Annotated in this window: 20 protein-coding genes; 11 read left to right on the forward strand and 9 right to left on the reverse strand. The window is 57.3% G+C overall.

What is annotated here, in order from left to right:
- The first annotated feature begins 50 nt into the window (after window positions 1-50).
- Window positions 51-644 (forward strand): hypothetical protein, encoded by a 594-nt coding sequence (locus EU556_RS00910; protein WP_167855396.1) that lies wholly within the window; start codon window positions 51-53, stop codon window positions 642-644.
- Between the two features lie 94 nt (window positions 645-738).
- Here EU556_RS00910 and EU556_RS00915 read toward each other — a convergent pair whose 3' ends face one another.
- Both EU556_RS00915 and gpmI read right to left on the reverse strand, forming a co-directional pair.
- A complete protein-coding gene (locus EU556_RS00915) occupies window positions 739-1,326 on the reverse strand; it encodes a hypothetical protein (RefSeq protein WP_135430090.1) in 588 nt (195 codons plus the stop codon).
- Window positions 1,319-2,866, reverse strand: coding sequence for a 2,3-bisphosphoglycerate-independent phosphoglycerate mutase (gpmI, locus tag EU556_RS00920; protein WP_135430092.1), 1,548 nt, complete (start codon window positions 2,864-2,866; stop codon window positions 1,319-1,321). The genes EU556_RS00915 and gpmI overlap by 8 nt, the downstream gene beginning before the upstream one ends.
- A gap of 141 nt (window positions 2,867-3,007) precedes the next feature.
- Here gpmI and EU556_RS00925 point away from each other — a divergent pair, with 141 nt between their 5' ends.
- The 9 genes from EU556_RS00925 to EU556_RS00965 all read left to right on the forward strand — a co-directional run bounded on the left by EU556_RS00925 (window position 3,008) and on the right by EU556_RS00965 (window position 8,848).
- The gene (locus EU556_RS00925) at window positions 3,008-3,406 is read left to right on the forward strand and encodes a DUF4783 domain-containing protein (RefSeq protein WP_135430094.1); all 399 of its coding nucleotides are present in this window, start codon (window positions 3,008-3,010) and stop codon (window positions 3,404-3,406) included.
- Window positions 3,407-3,548: 142 nt separating this feature from the next.
- Window positions 3,549-4,409 carry a carboxylating nicotinate-nucleotide diphosphorylase gene (gene nadC / locus EU556_RS00930; RefSeq protein ID WP_135430096.1) on the forward strand — a complete coding sequence of 287 codons (861 nt, stop codon included), beginning with the start codon at window positions 3,549-3,551 and terminating at the stop codon, window positions 4,407-4,409.
- A 98-nt stretch (window positions 4,410-4,507) separates the two neighbouring features.
- A complete protein-coding gene (locus tag EU556_RS00935; RefSeq protein ID WP_135430098.1) occupies window positions 4,508-5,131 on the forward strand; it encodes a hypothetical protein in 624 nt (207 codons plus the stop codon).
- Between the two features lie 61 nt (window positions 5,132-5,192).
- On the forward strand, window positions 5,193-5,576 hold the full coding sequence (locus EU556_RS00940) for a hypothetical protein (protein ID WP_135430100.1): 384 nt from the start codon (window positions 5,193-5,195) through the stop codon (window positions 5,574-5,576).
- Between the two features lie 3 nt (window positions 5,577-5,579).
- Complete coding sequence (locus EU556_RS00945; protein ID WP_135430102.1) at window positions 5,580-5,843, forward strand: heavy metal-binding domain-containing protein; 264 nt, start codon at window positions 5,580-5,582, stop codon at window positions 5,841-5,843.
- 120 nt (window positions 5,844-5,963) lie between these two features.
- Window positions 5,964-6,701, forward strand: a complete 738-nt coding sequence (locus EU556_RS00950) for a class I SAM-dependent methyltransferase (RefSeq protein WP_135430104.1) — start codon at window positions 5,964-5,966, stop codon at window positions 6,699-6,701.
- Window positions 6,702-6,819: 118 nt separating this feature from the next.
- Window positions 6,820-7,551, forward strand: a complete 732-nt coding sequence (locus EU556_RS00955) for a ZIP family metal transporter (protein WP_135430106.1) — start codon at window positions 6,820-6,822, stop codon at window positions 7,549-7,551.
- 141 nt (window positions 7,552-7,692) lie between these two features.
- Window positions 7,693-8,388 (forward strand): DUF2625 domain-containing protein, encoded by a 696-nt coding sequence (locus tag EU556_RS00960; protein WP_135430108.1) that lies wholly within the window; start codon window positions 7,693-7,695, stop codon window positions 8,386-8,388.
- Between the two features lie 82 nt (window positions 8,389-8,470).
- The gene (locus EU556_RS00965) at window positions 8,471-8,848 is read left to right on the forward strand and encodes a hypothetical protein (RefSeq protein WP_135430110.1); all 378 of its coding nucleotides are present in this window, start codon (window positions 8,471-8,473) and stop codon (window positions 8,846-8,848) included.
- A 67-nt stretch (window positions 8,849-8,915) separates the two neighbouring features.
- On the opposite strand, the gene EU556_RS00970 is transcribed toward EU556_RS00965, so the two are convergent.
- From EU556_RS00970 to EU556_RS00985, 4 genes are all read right to left on the reverse strand, one after another.
- The gene (locus EU556_RS00970) at window positions 8,916-11,066 is read right to left on the reverse strand and encodes a glycoside hydrolase family 97 protein (RefSeq protein ID WP_135430112.1); all 2,151 of its coding nucleotides are present in this window, start codon (window positions 11,064-11,066) and stop codon (window positions 8,916-8,918) included.
- 346 nt (window positions 11,067-11,412) lie between these two features.
- Window positions 11,413-12,999 carry an OmpA family protein gene (locus tag EU556_RS00975; RefSeq protein WP_135430114.1) on the reverse strand — a complete coding sequence of 529 codons (1,587 nt, stop codon included), beginning with the start codon at window positions 12,997-12,999 and terminating at the stop codon, window positions 11,413-11,415.
- A 194-nt stretch (window positions 13,000-13,193) separates the two neighbouring features.
- Window positions 13,194-13,520, reverse strand: a complete 327-nt coding sequence (locus tag EU556_RS00980) for a hypothetical protein (protein WP_135430116.1) — start codon at window positions 13,518-13,520, stop codon at window positions 13,194-13,196.
- 67 nt (window positions 13,521-13,587) lie between these two features.
- Window positions 13,588-14,514 carry a DnaJ C-terminal domain-containing protein gene (locus EU556_RS00985; RefSeq protein ID WP_135430118.1) on the reverse strand — a complete coding sequence of 309 codons (927 nt, stop codon included), beginning with the start codon at window positions 14,512-14,514 and terminating at the stop codon, window positions 13,588-13,590.
- A 244-nt stretch (window positions 14,515-14,758) separates the two neighbouring features.
- Here EU556_RS00985 and EU556_RS00990 point away from each other — a divergent pair, with 244 nt between their 5' ends.
- Complete coding sequence (locus EU556_RS00990; RefSeq protein ID WP_135430120.1) at window positions 14,759-15,175, forward strand: DUF6799 domain-containing protein; 417 nt, start codon at window positions 14,759-14,761, stop codon at window positions 15,173-15,175.
- A gap of 100 nt (window positions 15,176-15,275) precedes the next feature.
- Here EU556_RS00990 and EU556_RS00995 read toward each other — a convergent pair whose 3' ends face one another.
- From EU556_RS00995 to EU556_RS01005, 3 genes are read right to left on the reverse strand one after another with little or no spacing between them, the layout of a single operon-like run.
- On the reverse strand, window positions 15,276-15,473 hold the full coding sequence (locus EU556_RS00995; RefSeq protein WP_135430122.1) for a hypothetical protein: 198 nt from the start codon (window positions 15,471-15,473) through the stop codon (window positions 15,276-15,278).
- A gap of 29 nt (window positions 15,474-15,502) precedes the next feature.
- On the reverse strand, window positions 15,503-15,892 hold the full coding sequence (locus EU556_RS01000) for a septal ring lytic transglycosylase RlpA family protein (RefSeq protein ID WP_135430124.1): 390 nt from the start codon (window positions 15,890-15,892) through the stop codon (window positions 15,503-15,505).
- Window positions 15,893-15,908: 16 nt separating this feature from the next.
- Window positions 15,909-16,739, reverse strand: coding sequence for a glycoside hydrolase family 25 protein (locus EU556_RS01005; protein WP_167855397.1), 831 nt, complete (start codon window positions 16,737-16,739; stop codon window positions 15,909-15,911).
- Window positions 16,740-16,804: the final 65 nt, after the last annotated feature.

Consider the following 16,804-nt stretch of genomic DNA (forward strand, 5'->3'; position numbering starts at 1 on the left):
TTGGCTGCACTTTTGCGTATACAGCGAAAAGGTACTGTTCGCCTGTGCTTATGCTTACCGTGTTGTTACTCTCCTCTTCTGCCAAGGCCCTTACTGCTGCATCGGTATATGCAGCGCTGCTCCTGGGTGCTACTACCGCCTCCGGCGACACCGGTGCCGACGAGCGGAAGCAAACAACCCAACGGCCCAGGTCTACCCCGGCCCAAGCTAAGCCACTGGCGGCCCCCAACTCGACCGCCAAGGTAGTGCGCCTGACCAACGACTCATTGGCCGGTCAGCCCTTCGGCTCGGAGCCAACGGTAACCGAACTTCTACACGCGGGTGGCACCGTAGTTACGCGTAAGCCTTTCCACAACCTGCACGAAGCCGGCCAGGTTGATACCATTCTGCTGCTTCGTCACCGCGGTAACTTATTTGAGTTTTACCGCGCGCCCGAAAAGGACCTACTGCGCGACGCCTCCATCACTAACTTTGAAACGGCCTATGGGCAGCGACTTCGTGCCCGTATGACTGCTGCACACCGCCCCGCCGCTGGTACCACTGAGCGTGTCCGTATTGGCGACACGGAGCGCGCCAACTACGTTTCTGTGACTTACAATAGCGGCCGGTTAAGCGCCGTGCATGTAGAGCCTTACGTTGATTAAACAAGGCCTAGCTCAACATAAGAAGGGGAGCCGGAAAGCAAGTACTATGCTGCTTTCCGGCTCCCTTTTCTATCAGGCTAATTGCCCGCAACGGTTACAATACCTTGCCAGCCGCCGAATACCGAACCGTATCAAACAAGACCAGCTTCTGGGTGCCATCTACCCGGTAGCTGACCACTTGGCCGTTCCGGCACTGTAGCTCCAGCTTTTTCTGCGAGTAGACCAGCGGATTATCCTGCGCTAGAGTTGCCGTAAGTGCTTGCACCGCCGGGCCCTGCGTAATTACAGTAAGCTGTTCCACCGGAAACTCCTGACCTGGCAGGCGGAGGTAGGTGCGCTTGGTCAGGCCCTCCGGAGTGGTGAGGGAGTCGATGGCGTACGTGCCCCGCAAGGCCGGCTTGTTGATATCGGCCTGCTGAAAAATCTGCAGTTCTTTTGTCCAGTCTACCTGTGGTACGCGCGTAGTTTCTAGGCCACCCGTGCGGAGCTGCACCTGCTTTTCCACGGCGGGCCGCTGCTGGTTGAGCCGGGCAGCCTGCTGGCCTATAAAGCCGTTCACGTCAAAATAGCGCGGCGCGTGGACCGGCCGGTTGGAGCTGGCCGTAACGGGCTGCTCCTGTCCACCGCACGCGGCCGTGAACAGGAGCAGCACTACCGCCGATGCGCAACTCGCGTTACGCATTAGGGGCGGTTTCAGGGCGGAGCAGGCTCTGGCCCGTCATTACTTCCGGCTGGGGTAGGCCCATAAGCTGCAACACCGTGGGAGCAATGTCGCCGAGCTTGCCATCTACCAGCGTGCCACGGTAGTCATTATCGGCCAAGATACAGGGCACCAGATTGGTAGTGTGGGCCGTGTTGGGCGTGCCATCGGGGTTGATCATCATGTCGGCGTTACCGTGGTCGGCAATGATGATGCAGGAGTAGTTGCTGGCTAGTGCAGCTTCCACCACGTCTTTAGCGCAGGCGTCTACCGCTTCGGCGGCTTTCACGGCGGCTTCAAATACGCCGGTGTGGCCTACCATATCCGTATTCGCAAAGTTCAGCACCACGAAGTCAGCCGACTTAGCCTGCAGCTCGGGCACCAGAGCGTCGCGCAACTCGTAGGCACTCATCTCGGGCTGCAAGTCGTAGGTGGCTACCTTCGGCGAGTTACGCAGAATGCGGCTTTCCCCCTCATACTCCTTCTCGCGGCCCCCCGAAAAGAAGAAGGTTACGTGCGGGTACTTCTCAGTTTCGGCAATCCGGATTTGCTTCTTGTGGTTGGCTTCCAGCACCGCACCCAAGGTATCTTCGAGGTTGTCTTTCTCAAAGATGGGAGTGACGCCCAAAAACGTAGCGTCGTAGTTGGTCATGGTGAGGTAGTGCAGGTTCAGCCGGTGCATGTTGAAGGCGTGGAAGTCCTGCTGCGTCAGGGCCTGCGTAATTTCGCGGCCCCGGTCGGTGCGGAAGTTAAAGCATAGCACCACGTCGCCATCCTGAATCGTAGCCAGCGGCAGTCCGTCGGCCCCTACTTTCACAATCGGCTTTAGGAATTCATCTGTCACTCCCTCCTTATACGAGTCGAGCATGGACTGAATCAGGTTCTGCGACTGGGTGCCCTTGCCGTTTACCAGCAGGTCGTAGGCCACCTTCACCCGCTCCCAGCGGTTGTCGCGGTCCATGGCGTAGTAGCGGCCTACAATGGAGGCAATTTTGCCGCTGGCGCCATGCTGCAGGTGCTGCTCCAGGTCGTTCACGTAGCTCACGCCGCCCTTAGGGTCGGTGTCGCGGCCATCGGTGAAGGCGTGGATGAACACTTTATGCACGTCCTGGTCGTGGGCCAGGGTGCACAGTGCCTTCAGATGCTCAATGTGCGAGTGCACACCGCCATCGGAGAGCAGTCCTATCAGGTGCACGGGCTTACCATTAGTGCGGGCATACTCGAAGGCTTGCACCAAGGCGGGCATAGAGCCCAGCTTCCGCTCCCGAATAGCTTTATTGATGCGAACCAGGTCTTGGTATACTACGCGGCCAGCCCCAATATTCATGTGGCCAACCTCAGAATTACCCATTTGCCCATCGGGCAGACCTACGGCTTCGCCGGACGCTTGCAGCTTGCTGTGCGGGAAGCGCTGAAACAACGAGTCGACAAAGGGCGTACGCGCTTGGTCAATGGCCGATACTTCTTTGTTCTGCGCCAGACCCCAGCCGTCCAGAATCACCAACAATACCTGTTTGTTCATAAGGGCAAAGATACACGTAGGCCACCGAAACACGCACATTTTCCTAACTTAGCCGCGGTGGGGTGGCCTAGGAGAGTTTTTATTTACGATGCAAGCTTGGCATAGTTTTCGCCAGTGAGATGATGAAATCTTTACGCTAACATGAAACGCAACCTCTTTTTGGCTTTTGCCCTCGTTTGGAGCCTGCTTATTGCGGTAGGTGCCAACGCCCAAGGTGAAGCCTTCGCGCCCATTCGCAATGCCATCCGAGGAAGCTCCTCGCGGGAGCTGGCCGATTTTTTCGCTCCTACGGTGGAATTGAGCTTCGATGGCGACAAGCAAAGCTACAGCGCTACGCAGGCCGAGTTTGTGATGAAGGATTTCTTTGCGAAGAACTCACCCGCTTCTTTTGACTTTATCCACTACGGCGGCAGCAACGAAGGAACGCCCTATGCCGTGGGCAAGTACGCTGGCAAAACCAGCACCTACCGTATGTTCGTGAAGATGAAATCGGTAGGAGGAACTCTGAAAATCGGGACTATCGATTTTTCGAAAGAGTAAACAGCTTTTAGACTCTCCCTGAAGCGCGTCGCAGAACCTTCTGCGGCGCGCTTTTTTTATGGATTACGATTAACCCAGGCCACCCAGGCCAGATAGCAAGCTGAACGGCGCTAATCGGGCCGTTTTTTGCTATTTTTGCACCGTGCAAATCCCCCCTTACATTACTCCCGAGTCTCTTTCCTCGTTCATCCGAACGGCCCTGGCCGAAGATATTGGTGATGGCGACCATTCTGCGCTGGCCTCCATTCCGGCCGACGCCCACAACCGGGCGCAGCTGCTGGTGAAAGACGCCGGCGTACTGGCGGGCGTGGAGCTGGCCCACCACATCTTCCGGGAAGTAGATCCGGAGCTGCGCGTGCAGAACATTCTCACCGACGGCGCGCGCGTGCAGCACGGCGACGTTGCCTTCACGGTAGAAGGCCGGTCGCGCAGTATTCTGACCGCTGAGCGCCTGGTACTCAATTGCATGCAGCGCATGAGCGGCATTGCTACCCGCACGGCTTATCTGACCAGCCTGTTGGCCGGCACCAAGGCCCGCCTGCTGGATACCCGCAAAACCACGCCCAATTTCCGACTGTGCGAGAAGTGGGCGGTAGTTATTGGCGGCGGCGTAAACCACCGCTACGGCCTCTTCGATATGATTATGCTGAAGGATAACCACGTCGATTATGCCGGCGGCATCCGCCAGGCCATTGAGGCTACGCACCAGTACTTAGCCCAAACCGGCCGTACGCTGGAGATTGAAGTGGAAACGCGCAACCTGTCGGAAGTACAGCAGGTGCTGGAAATAGGGGGCGTGAACCGCATCATGCTCGACAACATGAACCCCACCCAGCTGCGCGAAGCCGTGGCATTGGTAGCTAGCCGCTACCCCCTAGAAGCCAGCGGGGGCATTACGGATGAAACCCTGGCCGAAGTAGCGGCCACGGGCGTCGACTATATCTCGGTGGGCGCTTTAACGTACTCAGTTAAAAGCCTCGACCTGAGTTTGAAAGCTTTTTAAAAAGGTGGCTGTTACGGGTTAGTTGTTGATTGTTAGATCGTAATCGTTCACAGTAGCCAACAAGTAACCACCAGCAATCAGCAATTACCACATACCCAATGCAACTTCCCAATCAACGTGGCGGCTTTCGGCAGCAACAATCCCAGTCGGGGGCTTCACCGCTGGCCATCGTCACCAAAAAGCACCAGCTCGACACCGACACCTATACCCGCTTAGCTATGGGCCGGGTATGGCGGAAAGAGTGGTGGTACGCCCTTATTCCGTTTGCCATTGGCCTAGCGCCCGCCCTCATTTGGCACTCGTGGTGGTGGCTGGCTTCGGCCCTCATCCTAACGCTGCTGTACGTGCTGCTGCGCTCGGCCCAGATTACGGGTGCCACCCAGATGGAGCAAAGCAAGCCCCTATTCGAGAAGCTCAACTATGAGTTTGATAACAAGCAGATTGTGCTGCGCCGCAATGAGCGCGAAGGCATGCGCCTGACTTGGGACATGATTGGCGGCGTGCAGCGCGAGGCCGATGGCTACCTGCTCACGCTGAAAGGCCCCGAGGAGCTGCCCGCTGAAATTACCGGCTGGAAGCGTTGGGCGGCTAAAACCTTCGACACGCCTATTTTCCTGCAGGTACCCGATAAAATTTTCAAAGGCGCCAACGACCAGAAGCTGTTCGAGGCTATGTTGCGCCGCAAGAGCCTGCTACCGGCCCTGCCCGGGCAGGTGGCCTAGCCGAACCTCGCGGCACCTTCTTTCGTCCTTAACTCGTTTGTATTAGATCATTCTCCTTCTCATGACCAAGCAATTCGCGCTTTCTGCCTTAGCTCTGGCTACCCTCGCCCTGAACGCCTGCAGCTCGGAGCCTTCCGACTGGCGCCCTGAAAATAAAGTGTCCCTCGACATGGTAGCTCCCGGCTCGCGCTCTTCCGACAACTTCGACCAGCACACTGCGGCTGCCGCCGACCAGTCGAAGGGTGGTGCTATTGAGGCTCCCATCAGCTCGCACGCAGATTTGCAGGGTGATGAGCGCCCCAACGGCGACCAGAGCCGCACGGCTAACGACGATGCCGCTCCTGCCACCAAGAACACGGCCGCTCCTAACAGCGTGAAGAAGAGCAACCCCACGCCCGCTGAGCAGCCCAAGGCAACTCAGCAGAAGGCTGGCAGCCAGCAGTAAACGATGCGGAATACTTCTTGGAAATCGTGGGTGGCAAGTGGCCTAGTGGCCATGGCGGCCTCTTTCGCCAGCTGCCAGCAGAAGCCTGCTGAACAGACAGCCGTTGCCCCCGCCGCTGCTACTCCCGTGAAGACTGCCGCGTATGTCTGCCCTATGGGCTGCGAGGGCAGTGCCAGCGACAAGCCTGGTAAATGCCCAGTGTGTGGGATGGACCTAGAGCCTAACCCTACTGCAAAAGCTACCGCTGCCCCCACCGATTCGCTTTGATTTTACCAGCCGGGCGCCTATGTTTGCAACATTGTTGCGAATATGGCGCCCGGTTGTTTTCGGGACTTCAGGAGAAGGGCGTGCAGACGCCCTTTTTCATTGTGTGCTTTCTTGCTCTCTATGCCCACCACCCACACCGAATGGTTTAGCACCTGGTTCGACTCGCCCTACTATCACCTCTTGTACCAGGATCGAAATTATGCCGAGGCACAGGCGTTTATTTCAGCCTTACTAGAGCGGCTGCAACCTAAGCCAGGCTCCCGATTACTAGATTTAGCCTGTGGCAAAGGCCGGCATGCTATCTATCTCAGCCAACAAGGGTATGATGTGACGGGCATTGATCTTTCGCCGGAAAGCATTGCCTACGCCAGCGAAGCTGAGCACTCACATCTGCGCTTTTTTGTGCACGACATGCGCCAACCGCTGACCGGCGAGTTCGATTTCATCTTCAACCTGTTTACCAGCTTTGGCTATTTCAAGGAAGAGGCTGAAAATGTGGTAGCCCTGCGCAATGCGGCGGCGGCTCTGAAGCCGGGCGGCAAAATGGTTATTGACTTCCTGAACACGGAGCGTACCGTGCGCAACTTGGTGGCGACGGAAACCAAAGAAACGGGCGGGACCACCTTCCGAATTCAGCGGCACTTGCACCACGATTTTATCGTGAAAGACATTTGGTTTCAGGATGAAACGGGCCAGGAGCGGCACTTTCAGGAGTGGGTGCGGGCTCTCAATCGGGAGCGTTTCGAGGAGTATTTCCGTATGGCAGGCCTACGGCTTGTGGAGGTACTCGGCGACTACCACCTAGCTCCGTTCGATGAGGCTACCAGCCCCCGCATGATTTTCGTGCTTAAAAAGTGATGCAGTGACAGGGTGATAAAGCAAGCCGTTATGCCATGAGCATTCTCCTGCTTTCTCACTTTTACGCCAGTACGCTGTTAACCCCATCACTTCATTCCCCATCACTTCATCACTTCCTATGTGGTTTGCCGTTTTTGCGTTGTTCTGCACAGTGCTGGGAGCCGGTTGGCTTACCCGCCTGATGCCCACGGCTCGCACCACCTGGATGAAGCCGCTGTTAGCCTTCAGCGGCGCTTACTTGTTTACGCTCACCATCACCCACTTGCTGCCCGAGGCGCTGGAGATGATGCCCGGCCACCGCATTGGGTATTTTGTACTGGCGGGCTTTTTCGGGCAACTGGTACTGGAGGTGTTCTCGCAGGGCGTAGAACACGGCCATGTGCACCATCACACCGAGCACGCCGGTAGGGTGCCCTTCCTGCTGCTGTTCTCACTGGTGCTGCACTCGTTTCTGGAAGGCAGTATTCTGGTTAAAACCCCCGAGGCTGGCGACGTGAGCAATAATTTCTACGCTATTCTGGCAGGCGTAGCTTTGCACCACGTGCCGGCGGCGTTTGCCCTGATGGCGGCGCTGTTGCTGCGGCTGGGCAGCTTCAACCGGGCGCTGCCGTATCTGGTGCTGTTTGCGCTGGCGGGCCCAGCAGGCATTATTATGAGCAACTATGTGGTACTGGAAGACTTGCTGCGCAATGGCCTTTATGCCTGTCTGCTAGGCTTGGTAGCTGGCAACTTCCTGCACGTCTCCACCACTATCCTCTTCGAAACCAGCCCTGACCACAGCCTCAACCTGCGCAAAGTAGTAGCCACCGTAGCAGGCCTAGCCTTGGCGCTGCTGGTGGATTTGGTGTAGGCCAGTAAGGCCTGATATTATTTATGTAAGCGGAGGCGAGTTTAGCTACCTTTCCTGCTCTAGCTAATAAGCATCCTTGTGTTACGCAACGTGTATTCTGTCTGTTTATTTAGGTATTGCCTCGGCATCCTTATCCTGCTTATGACCACCTCCACTCTACACGCGCAGGGTACGGCAACCCGGCCATTAGCAGAGCTCATCAATAGGCAGGAGCCGGCTTGGGAGGTCGTAAATCAGTGGATTCGTGAGGCCAAGAACAAGGTGCAAGTGCTACCGAAAACGCCCGCGCGGGCCGATAGTGCCTTGCTAGCCGCGCAAGTCACCACCCGGTCGCCTATAGGAGCTATTATTTACGAGACGGGAGGCATTCTGATTGATAACGGGTGGCTCCGAGTACTGGGCTCTGGTAGCTTTCAGATGAACCGGACCCTGATGGGCTGGAACCAAGGCAAGCCCGCAGGTATGCTACTGGTTGCCGACGACATACTAGGAGGGTTCTACGCCATCAATGGTGGCGCATTCGGTCAAGAAACCATAGGCAAGGTTTTCTACTTTGCCCCCGATAATCTGCGCTGGGAAGCCACTGGCAGAACCTACTCTGAATTTCTGGTTTTTTGCTTTTCAGGAGACTTAAAGGGGTATTACCGCAACTTTCGCTGGAAAGGATGGGAACAGGAAGTTAGCGCCCTGAAGGGCACGCAAAGCGTAGCTTGTTATCCGTACCTGTTTACCAAAGAGGGGAAGAATGTAGGCAAGAATAAACGTGGTACGGTGCCCGTGCAGGAACTGTGGGATTTTGAGCAGAATATGCAGCGCCAACTAGATGGCCCCCGGTGAGCCTTCCATGCCATTATCCAGGAAGTGGATGCAGACTAGCAGAAAACCGATAGCTAGCTAAAGTCAGTGAATCATAAGCTATATGGGAAGATACCTAGTAAGCACACAAGCCAAAACACGACTAAGCTTAGGAAAACCTATTGCCCAATTTCTCCTTCCTAAAGAAGGGGATGAGGTGATATTACGATGGGTTTCAATTGATTCTGGAGAAGAAAAAGCTTATTGTGTCGCATACCATGAGGTATTTGACGAAGGAGAGGAAGACTTCACAGATATAGTTGAGTTTACTACAGCACTGGATGAAAATGGAGAAGAGGTTGATAGTATTACTACTGAATTTGACACTATAGAGGAGGCGCTAACTTTCGCAAATACTGAGTACGGCGCACTTGCGGACAAATATGTGGCTGAGAGTATGATTGGCAGCGAGTACGCCGACTACCTCAAGAGTAGTGAATGAGTAAAATCAAAAGCGGCCCGCTCTAGTAGAGCGGGCCGCTTTTTCAATAGGCCTAGGCCACTAAAACTTACTTGCCGGCTTCCATGATGCTGATGGCGTAGCCGCCGCCGGGGGCGCAGAGCTGCGAGAGTTTGGTTTTGTTGGTCACCATCATCTTGCGGATGGCGTAGGCCTGGGGGTTCTTCTCGTAGTGGGCATTCTTGCCGTCGGCGTAGATGGTAGCGGTGTACTTCTTGCCGGGGTCGAGGAAGCTGAAGTTGATTTTGGAGGTGCGGCCCTGTTCGTCGCAGGTGCTGCCCACGAACCAGCTGCTCTTGCCCTTGGCCTTGCGGGCAATGGTGATGTAGTCGCCGGGCTCAGCTTCAAGCACTTTCGAGTTGTCCCAATCCACGGCTACATCCTTGATGAACTGGAAGGCGTCGAGGTGCTTGTTGTAGGTTTCGGGCAGGTCGGCGGCCATTTGCAGGGGGCTGTACATGGTCACGTACAGGGCCAGCTGCCGAGCCAGCGTGGTGTGCACGAAGGAGTTGTTGCTGGGATTGTAGGCGCTAACCTTGGTCTGGAAGATACCGGGCGTATAGTCCATGGGCCCGCCAATAAGGCGGGTGAAGGGCAGGATGGTGGTATGGTCGGCGTTGTTGCCGCCAAAGGCCTCATACTCGGTGCCGCGGGCAGCCTCGTTGCCGATCAGGTTGGGGAAGGTGCGTGCTAGGCCAGTCGGGCGCACGGCTTCGTGGCCGTTCACCATAATCTTGTGCTCAGCGGCTTTCTCCAGCACGTACTGGTAGTGGTTGTTCACCCACTGGTCGTAGTGGTGGTGGCCTAGGGGCACAATGTCACCGACATAGCCGGTTTTCACGGCGGTGTAGCCGTACTTATTCATGAACTGGAAGGCCGAATCCAAGTGGCGCTCATAGTTGCGCACTGAGCCGCTGGTTTCGTGGTGCATGATGAGGCGCACGTTCTTGCCTTGGGCGTAGCGGTTCAGCTCTGCCACATCAAAGTCGGGGTAGGGGGTTACGAAGTCAAACACGTAGTCTTTGTGCTTGCCGAACCAGTCTTCCCAGCCGGTATTCCAGCCTTCTACCAGCACGCCGTCGAAGCCGTGCTTGGCCGCAAAGTCGATGTACTCTTTCACGTGGGCCGTGTTGGCGCCGTGGGTACCGTTGGGCTTCACCTTGGAGTAGTCGATTTCGTCGAGCTTGATGTTCTCTTGGTTGGTGTACGACCACGTGCTCTTGCCCGTAATCATCTCCCACCACACACCCACGTACTTCACGGGCTTAATCCAGGATACGTCCTTGAATTTGGTGGGCTCGTTGAGGTTCAGCACCAACTTCGACTCCAGAATGTCACCCGCCTTATCGCTCACAATCACCGTGCGCCAGGGCGAAACGGCCGGCGTCTGAATCAGGCCTTTGTCGCCCACGGCATCGGGCGTGAGGTGGCTTTCCAGCACGAAGCTCTTGTCGTCAAGCTCCAGGTGCATGGCGGAGTAGTCGATGAGGGCAGCTTCGTGGATGTTGATATAGAGGCCATCCTTGCTCTTGAGCATGAGCGGCGTTTGCACGCCGGTAGCCGAGAAGGGGGTTTGGGAGGCGTTGGGCGTAGTGGCTTCCTTCATCAGGCCGCGCACCTGCGAGAGGTTGCTCGTGACGGTGCTGTACTCCTGGGTGTCGTAGTCGCCGGGCAGCCAAAACGCCTTATGGTCGCCGGCCAGGGCAAACTGCGACTTCTCTTCCTTGATGGTGAAGTAGTCGAGCTTGGGCTGACGTGGGAACTCGTAGCGGAAGCCTAGGCCATCATCAAACACCCGGAAGTGCACGATAACGGTGCGGCTGGTAGCGGGCTGGTTGAGCGTGACGGCCAGCTCGTTGTAGTTGTTGCGGATGTTCTTGGTTTCGCCCCATACTGGCTGCCAGGTTTCATCAAACGTGGTGCGCTTGGAGTCGGCAACAGTGAAGCCGCTGGTGAGAGCCGGGGCGTTTTTCAGCTCCAGGCCCAACTTGCTGGTTTTGATAACCGACCGGCCCTTGTACGTGAGGCTGTAAGTAGGTACGCCGTCGGCCTGCAGGGTGAAGTCTAAGGTCAGCTGCTTGTTGGGCGACTGAATTTCCTCGGCGTTGGCTAGGCCACTTAACAGGCAAGCGCCAACCAGCAGGGCGTATCGGCTCAGGCTCCGCAGGGAGAGTGGCCTAGAAGTAGAAGAGTACTCCATGGGGGTGGGAAAAGAAGGTGGTGCGATAGGAGACGCTTAATTTCCCGAAAGCAGTATTCAGAAGCCAGGGGAAAGTAAACCGCAGGCAAGTTCTATTCTTTACCGCAAACCTGCTACCGCGCCGTTGCCGGGTTTCTGTGCGCTATTGACCACCTAGACCAGGCTGAATAGATGAGATGAGGTAATGTAGGGCTGAAAGGAGCGTCTAGGTGTAGGTAGAACATCATGTAGAAGCCCGTCATGACGGGCTCATTTAACTCTACCGCCAAGAAAGCCCATAAAACAAAAAAGCGGCCCGCTCAAGTGAGCGGGCCGCTTTTAGGAGTGGCCTAGGCCAGTTGCCGAATTACTTACGGCGCGGGGCTGGCTTGCGGGCCGGAGCCTTCGCGGGAGCCTTTTTGGCGGGAGCCGGAGCGGCTTTGGCTGGAGCAGCCGGAATTTCCGGAGCGGGGCCGTACTTGGTTTCGGCGGGGTTCGGGTCGCCGGGCAGGTACACATCAAACTCTACGCGGCGATTGAGGGCGCGGCCAGCTTCCGTGTTGTTGTCAGCAATGGGCTTGCTCTCACCGTAGCCGTGCGACACAATGCGATTCTCAGGAATGCCCTTGCGGAGCATGTAGGCGCGGGCCGAGGCGGCACGCTCATCCGAGAGGCGCAGGTTGTAGTCGTCGTTGCCGATGTTGTCAGCATGGGCCGAGATGCCGAGGAAGTAATCAGGGTAATCGTTCAGGATCTGCACCAGACCGTCGAGGGTTGGGAACGAGATGGGCTTCAGGGTAGCCTTATTGAACTCGAACTGGATGTACTTGGTAGCTTCCTGCAGGCGCTTCTTCTCCTCCAGCTTCATTTCTGGGCAGCCTTTGTTTGAGGCGGGACCGGGGCGGTTGGGGCAGCGGTCCTGGTAATCGGGCACACCGTCACCATCCGAGTCAATGGGGCAGCCGTTGGCATCTACTTTCACGCCGCCGGGAGTGTCGGGGCACTTATCGTTCTGGTCGATTACACCGTCATTATCCGAGTCGGGGCAGCCTTGCAGCTCTGCTTTGCCGGGGGTGTCGGGGCACTTGTCGTCGCCGTCACGCACGCCGTCACCGTCACGGTCGGGGCAGCCTTCCAGCGCCGCCAAGCCTTTCTCGGTGGGGCACTTGTCTTGGTAATCCGGAACACCGTCGCCGTCACCATCCAGTGGGCAGCCATTCATGTCAACGGCCACGCCCGCGGGAGTGCCAGGGCATTTGTCTTTGCGGTCGGGTACACCGTCACCGTCCTCATCCTTGGCTTTACCGAGGGCAATGTTGAGGCCTACCGTGTGCTGCAGGAACTTGTCGTCCCACTTATTGTCGTCGCGGTTGGGCTCACCGTCAATGTTGGCGTTCAGCGGAATATGCTGACCCGTCTGCACGAACAAGTTCACGGCATCGCCGAGACGGAAGCTTAAACCGGCGGCCCCAAACAGGTCGAAGTAGCTCTTATCCTGATCGGTGCGCAGCACCTGATTATTGCGGTTGATAACGCCTTCGCGGCTGGTGTACGTCCAGCCCGGTGCGGCCAGCAGGTAAGGCCGAATGAACGACTCCTCTTTCAGGAGCTTGAATTTGAGGCCCAGGTTTACGTTCACCACGTTGGTGGCGAAGTTGCTGCCGAAATAAGGAGCACCGGCGGGAGCATTCTTCTTGAACTCTACGTAGTTGCCGCTCAGCTGCAGGTCGAGGCCCTTAGTCAGGTACTGGCTGATGGTGATGCCGGGCGCGTACTTGTTTTCACTCCAGTTCCAGTAGTCGGAGCCAAAGCTGCCCTTGTACTGCATGGCACTCACGTTGATGCCAATGGCGGTTTTGCGGTCGGCGGTTTGCGCATGGGAGGCAAGCGGGGCCAGAGCCCATGCCGATACCCCTAGCGCAAGCGCTTTAGAGAGGGGAATGCGTGGAAGCATATAACGGGGAAAAAAGGTGGCAGAAGAGGATATCTGCACGGAGCAGATAGGGACTTTATACCGTAGTAATTCGGAAAAGTTGTACTTCTCTCACGTAACCTTCTCTCCTGATCTAGCTGAGGGGCAGTGCTACTGGCTAATTCCGGCAAGCTGAACCGTATCAAGGTGTGCTAGGCCACCCTTGTCGCTCACATTCAGTCTATATCATGCATAGGAGCAGAGCCGCGCAAAAACCTTTCGAGCTGCCGCACCCGGGCCCGCTGAAGCTGCAGTTCTTGCTGCACTTGCTGCAGGCGTTGGCGCATGGCTAGAACCACCTCTAGGCTGTCTTTACTCAGGCCCAGCTCATGGTGCAAGCGGGCCAGGCGGGCCAGGTGGTCGGGCTCTGCTTCCAAGGCATCAGGCAGGCTGGCGGCCCGGTGCAAGAGGCCTAGCTCCACAAATTCTCGCACATCGGCTTCACTCAGGCCGTAGCGAGTGGCGCAGTCGTGGAAGGTAATGGTGATGATATGCGTGTCCATAAGCTGTTTTCAGAAATGAGCGGGCGGAAAAGAAGGAAGAAGGAGCTAGGCCACTAAGCCAGCACAGTTACTCATTGCGCAAGGCGGCAAGCTGACGAAACAGGTCTTTTTCCTGATCCGTGAGGTTTTGGGGTAGGGTCAAGGTCAGGCGCAGGTATAGGTCGCCGAACTGGCCTTCCTGCCGATACACCGGGAAGCCTTTGCCGCGCAGGCGCAGCCGGGTGCCGTTCTGCGTTTCGGGCTTGATGTTGATTTTCACGGGTCCCGACAGCGTTTCCACAATCTGCTCGCCCCCCAGCAAGGCTTTGTAAATGCTCACGGGCACGTCCATGGTGAGGTCGTTGCCGGTGCGGGTGTAGCGGGCATCGGGGCGCAACCGAATGGTGATGTAAAGCGAGCCGCTAGGCCCCCCGTTGCGGCCGGGCGCCCCTTGGTCACGCAGCCGAATAGTCTGGCCATCCTCTACACCCGGCTGAATGTTGATGCGCAGCTTTTTGTCGTTGACGGTGAGCGTGCGGGGGCCGCCCTGGTAGGCATCCTCCAGGGTCAGTTCCAACTCCGCCTGGTAGTCTTGGCCGGCGCGGGGGCGGGTGCTACCGCCCTGACCGCCACCCATTCCCCCAAACATAGAGCTGAAAAAGTCGGAGAAGTCGGCTCCGCCAAACGGGTCGCCTTGGCTCTCAAAGCCGCCAAAGCCACCCCCACCACCCTGGGCGTACTGCGACCAGTCAAAACCGCCGGCACCCCGGCCCGCGCCGGCTTGCTCGTAACGCTGCCAGTCGGCGCCCAGGCGGTCGTACTTGGCACGTTTTTCGTCGTCGCTGAGTACCTCGTTGGCCTCGTTCACCTCCTTGAACTTGCGCTCCGCTTCGGGGTCGTTGGGGTTCACGTCGGGGTGGTACTTGCGGGCCAGCTTCCGGTATTGCTTGCGGATTTGCTCTTTAGTGGCCGACTTATCGAGCTCCAGGATTTTGTAGTAGTCTTTGTATTCCACGATGTTGAACAAAAGGCAGATGGAAGCAGGGAGCAACGGCTGCGCCAGCTCCCTGGGAGTGCTAGCCAAGGGCAGGATATACCCTGCGCTGGCTGGTACCAAACACGCAATAATATCGTTTTGAAACGAACTCAGGCCCCCTGAGGTTACTACCCGCGCCGGGGCCCTTAGTGCCCGGTAGTTTGTATTTTACATGCCAGTTAGCTGGTTGATTACCTCTCTCACTTACCCCAATCCCACGTTTATGAAGCAGTACATTATTCTGGCCGGCGCCGCGGTACTGTGCGCCATCAGCCTGCGCACCCAGGCCCAAACGAGCATGCCACCTCGCAAGGCCGTGCAGCCCAAGCAGAAAGTCGTTATTAAAGGAGCTACCATGAAGGACGGCTTCCTGATGAAGGACGGAAAAGTGATGATGACGCGCGACGCCCACACGGACGCGCTGACATCGGAAACCACGCTGGTAAACGGCACCAAAATCGGGGCCGACGGAACCGTGACCATGAGTGACGGTACCACCACCAAACTGCAGGAGGGCGACTACGTTTCGCTGACGGGTCGGTTGACTTCCGCTTCCTTCAAAGCCCAGCAAGACAGTATCATGCAGGCCAAAATGGCTGGCGGCAAAGGCAAAATGAAAACCAAGAAAAAAGGCAAGTAAGTAGCGGCATCCCCAACGGTGGGTACTCCGCAAAGCGCAACGCCCGCCCTGGTTCAGGTTCCTGAATCCGGGCGGGCGTTGAGTTGCTAGGTCTCTGCTGCTAGCGGCGCTGGGTGTAGTCTTCCAGAATAAGCGTAACCTCGGCTTCGTCGCGGGCTTCTACTAGCTCATCAATTACAAACTGTACTTCGGCCTCCGTCCAGCCCTGGGCTTCGGCGGCTTTCACAAAAGCACCCAGGCGCACGAAGCGGTCGGGGTTAGTAGGAATCGTCCACTGGACTTTTTTGCGGATGCGCATATACTGAAAACTGAGGGCTGAGTACTGGCCTAGCCTTTCTTACGATGAACGACCTTGAGTTCTACGGGTGCCACCCCAGCATCCACAATCCCAATTTTGCGGGCCGCCTTCTTCGATAAGTCAATCACGCGGCCTTTGGCGTGGGGGCCACGGTCGGTGACGGTGACTTTTACGGAGCGGTGGTTCCGCGGATTGGTCACGCGCACCACCGTACCAAAGGGTAAGGTATTATGAGCCGCCGTGCGTTTGTTGGGTCGATAAATGGTGCCGCTGGCCGTTTTGCGGCCGTTGAACTTATCGGCGTAGAAAGAGGCCTTGCCCGATTGCGTGAACGTTTCGGCCCCGCCGGCGCAACTGGCCAACAGGCCTAGGGTGGCACTCACGAGGGAAAGCGAAAGGAGCCGGGGCAAGAACGACATAGGCATGAGCAAGAGGTTAGTGAGGCGCTGGTGCGGCCGGTTTGGGCGGAATCCGCAAATCTAGCAGCCGCCGAAAATTACCTTGGAACACATTGAAGTCAACCGTTCCCTTGATGCCGGGCACGTAGGCCTCATCTGAGTGCTGCCAGATAATCCATTTGTTGCGAGGGAGTTTAGGCTGATCTACCTCGTAGTGGGCCAGCCACAAGGGGTACTCATCAAAGTGGCCGGCCAGGTAGCGGCGGTAGAAGCTGTAGTTGGAGTATAGAATGGGCCGCACGCCGTAGTGGCGTTCTACCAGCCGCAGCCACGTGGCAATGCCCTTGCGCATCTTGTGCACATCATGAAACTGCGGGTGCTCCACGTCTAGCACCGGGGGCAGGTCGCCGGGCATGAGGGGTACCTGGCGCGTGAACAGGTTGGCTTGGCGGGTGCCGTCGTAGTCGGGCTGGAAGTAGTGGTAGGCGCCCCGGTAAATGCCCGCAGCGTGGGCCTGCTCCCAGTTGCGGCGGAAGCGCGGGTCGCGGAGCGTAACGCCTTCCGAGGCTTTAATGAAGGCAAACCGCACCTGATGTTCAGCCACTTTAGACCAGTCGATGCGGCCTTGGTACGCCGACACGTCGATGCCGTGCACGCTATAGCCAGCCAGCAGAGGCGTCTTTTCTAGGCCAGTCAGGTGGCCGCTGCGCCAGGTGGCATAAGCCCGGCGGGCATAGCGGTTGATCTGCCGACGGTAGTGCGTATAGACGACGGCCGCCCCTAGCAGGCCTAGCAGCAAAGCCAGCAGCAGGGGCCGGCGCCAGGCAGCGGCGCGGCGACGGATGACGGGGCGGCGAAGGGTCTTCATAAGCGTCGGCATCTCAAAGGTAACGCGCCACATGCGTGTTCTGGTGCCTAGTCAGGGCAAAGAAC

Source organism: Hymenobacter fodinae, from assembly GCF_004745825.1.
In the GTDB taxonomy this organism is placed as follows: Bacteria; Bacteroidota; Bacteroidia; order Cytophagales; family Hymenobacteraceae; genus Hymenobacter; species Hymenobacter fodinae.

What these genes read in the sequence shown, in the direction of transcription:
- EU556_RS00955 (WP_135430106.1), top strand. Translation starts at nt 6,820, where the DNA reads ATGTGGTTTGCCGTTTTTGCGTTGTTCTGCACAGTGCTGGGAGCCGGT.
- EU556_RS00915 (WP_135430090.1), bottom strand. Translation starts at nt 1,326, where the DNA reads ATGCGTAACGCGAGTTGCGCATCGGCGGTAGTGCTGCTCCTGTTCACG.
- EU556_RS00965 (WP_135430110.1), top strand. Translation starts at nt 8,471, where the DNA reads ATGGGAAGATACCTAGTAAGCACACAAGCCAAAACACGACTAAGCTTA.
- EU556_RS00995 (WP_135430122.1), bottom strand. Translation starts at nt 15,473, where the DNA reads ATGCGCATCCGCAAAAAAGTCCAGTGGACGATTCCTACTAACCCCGAC.
- EU556_RS00960 (WP_135430108.1), top strand. Translation starts at nt 7,693, where the DNA reads ATGACCACCTCCACTCTACACGCGCAGGGTACGGCAACCCGGCCATTA.
- EU556_RS00940 (WP_135430100.1), top strand. Translation starts at nt 5,193, where the DNA reads ATGACCAAGCAATTCGCGCTTTCTGCCTTAGCTCTGGCTACCCTCGCC.
- EU556_RS00975 (WP_135430114.1), bottom strand. Translation starts at nt 12,999, where the DNA reads ATGCTTCCACGCATTCCCCTCTCTAAAGCGCTTGCGCTAGGGGTATCG.
- EU556_RS00970 (WP_135430112.1), bottom strand. Translation starts at nt 11,066, where the DNA reads ATGGAGTACTCTTCTACTTCTAGGCCACTCTCCCTGCGGAGCCTGAGC.
- EU556_RS00910 (WP_167855396.1), top strand. Translation starts at nt 51, where the DNA reads ATGCTTACCGTGTTGTTACTCTCCTCTTCTGCCAAGGCCCTTACTGCT.
- EU556_RS00925 (WP_135430094.1), top strand. Translation starts at nt 3,008, where the DNA reads ATGAAACGCAACCTCTTTTTGGCTTTTGCCCTCGTTTGGAGCCTGCTT.
- EU556_RS00935 (WP_135430098.1), top strand. Translation starts at nt 4,508, where the DNA reads ATGCAACTTCCCAATCAACGTGGCGGCTTTCGGCAGCAACAATCCCAG.
- EU556_RS00950 (WP_135430104.1), top strand. Translation starts at nt 5,964, where the DNA reads ATGCCCACCACCCACACCGAATGGTTTAGCACCTGGTTCGACTCGCCC.
- EU556_RS00945 (WP_135430102.1), top strand. Translation starts at nt 5,580, where the DNA reads ATGCGGAATACTTCTTGGAAATCGTGGGTGGCAAGTGGCCTAGTGGCC.
- EU556_RS00990 (WP_135430120.1), top strand. Translation starts at nt 14,759, where the DNA reads ATGAAGCAGTACATTATTCTGGCCGGCGCCGCGGTACTGTGCGCCATC.
- gpmI (WP_135430092.1), bottom strand. Translation starts at nt 2,866, where the DNA reads ATGAACAAACAGGTATTGTTGGTGATTCTGGACGGCTGGGGTCTGGCG.
- EU556_RS01000 (WP_135430124.1), bottom strand. Translation starts at nt 15,892, where the DNA reads ATGTCGTTCTTGCCCCGGCTCCTTTCGCTTTCCCTCGTGAGTGCCACC.
- EU556_RS00980 (WP_135430116.1), bottom strand. Translation starts at nt 13,520, where the DNA reads ATGGACACGCATATCATCACCATTACCTTCCACGACTGCGCCACTCGC.
- EU556_RS01005 (WP_167855397.1), bottom strand. Translation starts at nt 16,739, where the DNA reads ATGAAGACCCTTCGCCGCCCCGTCATCCGTCGCCGCGCCGCTGCCTGG.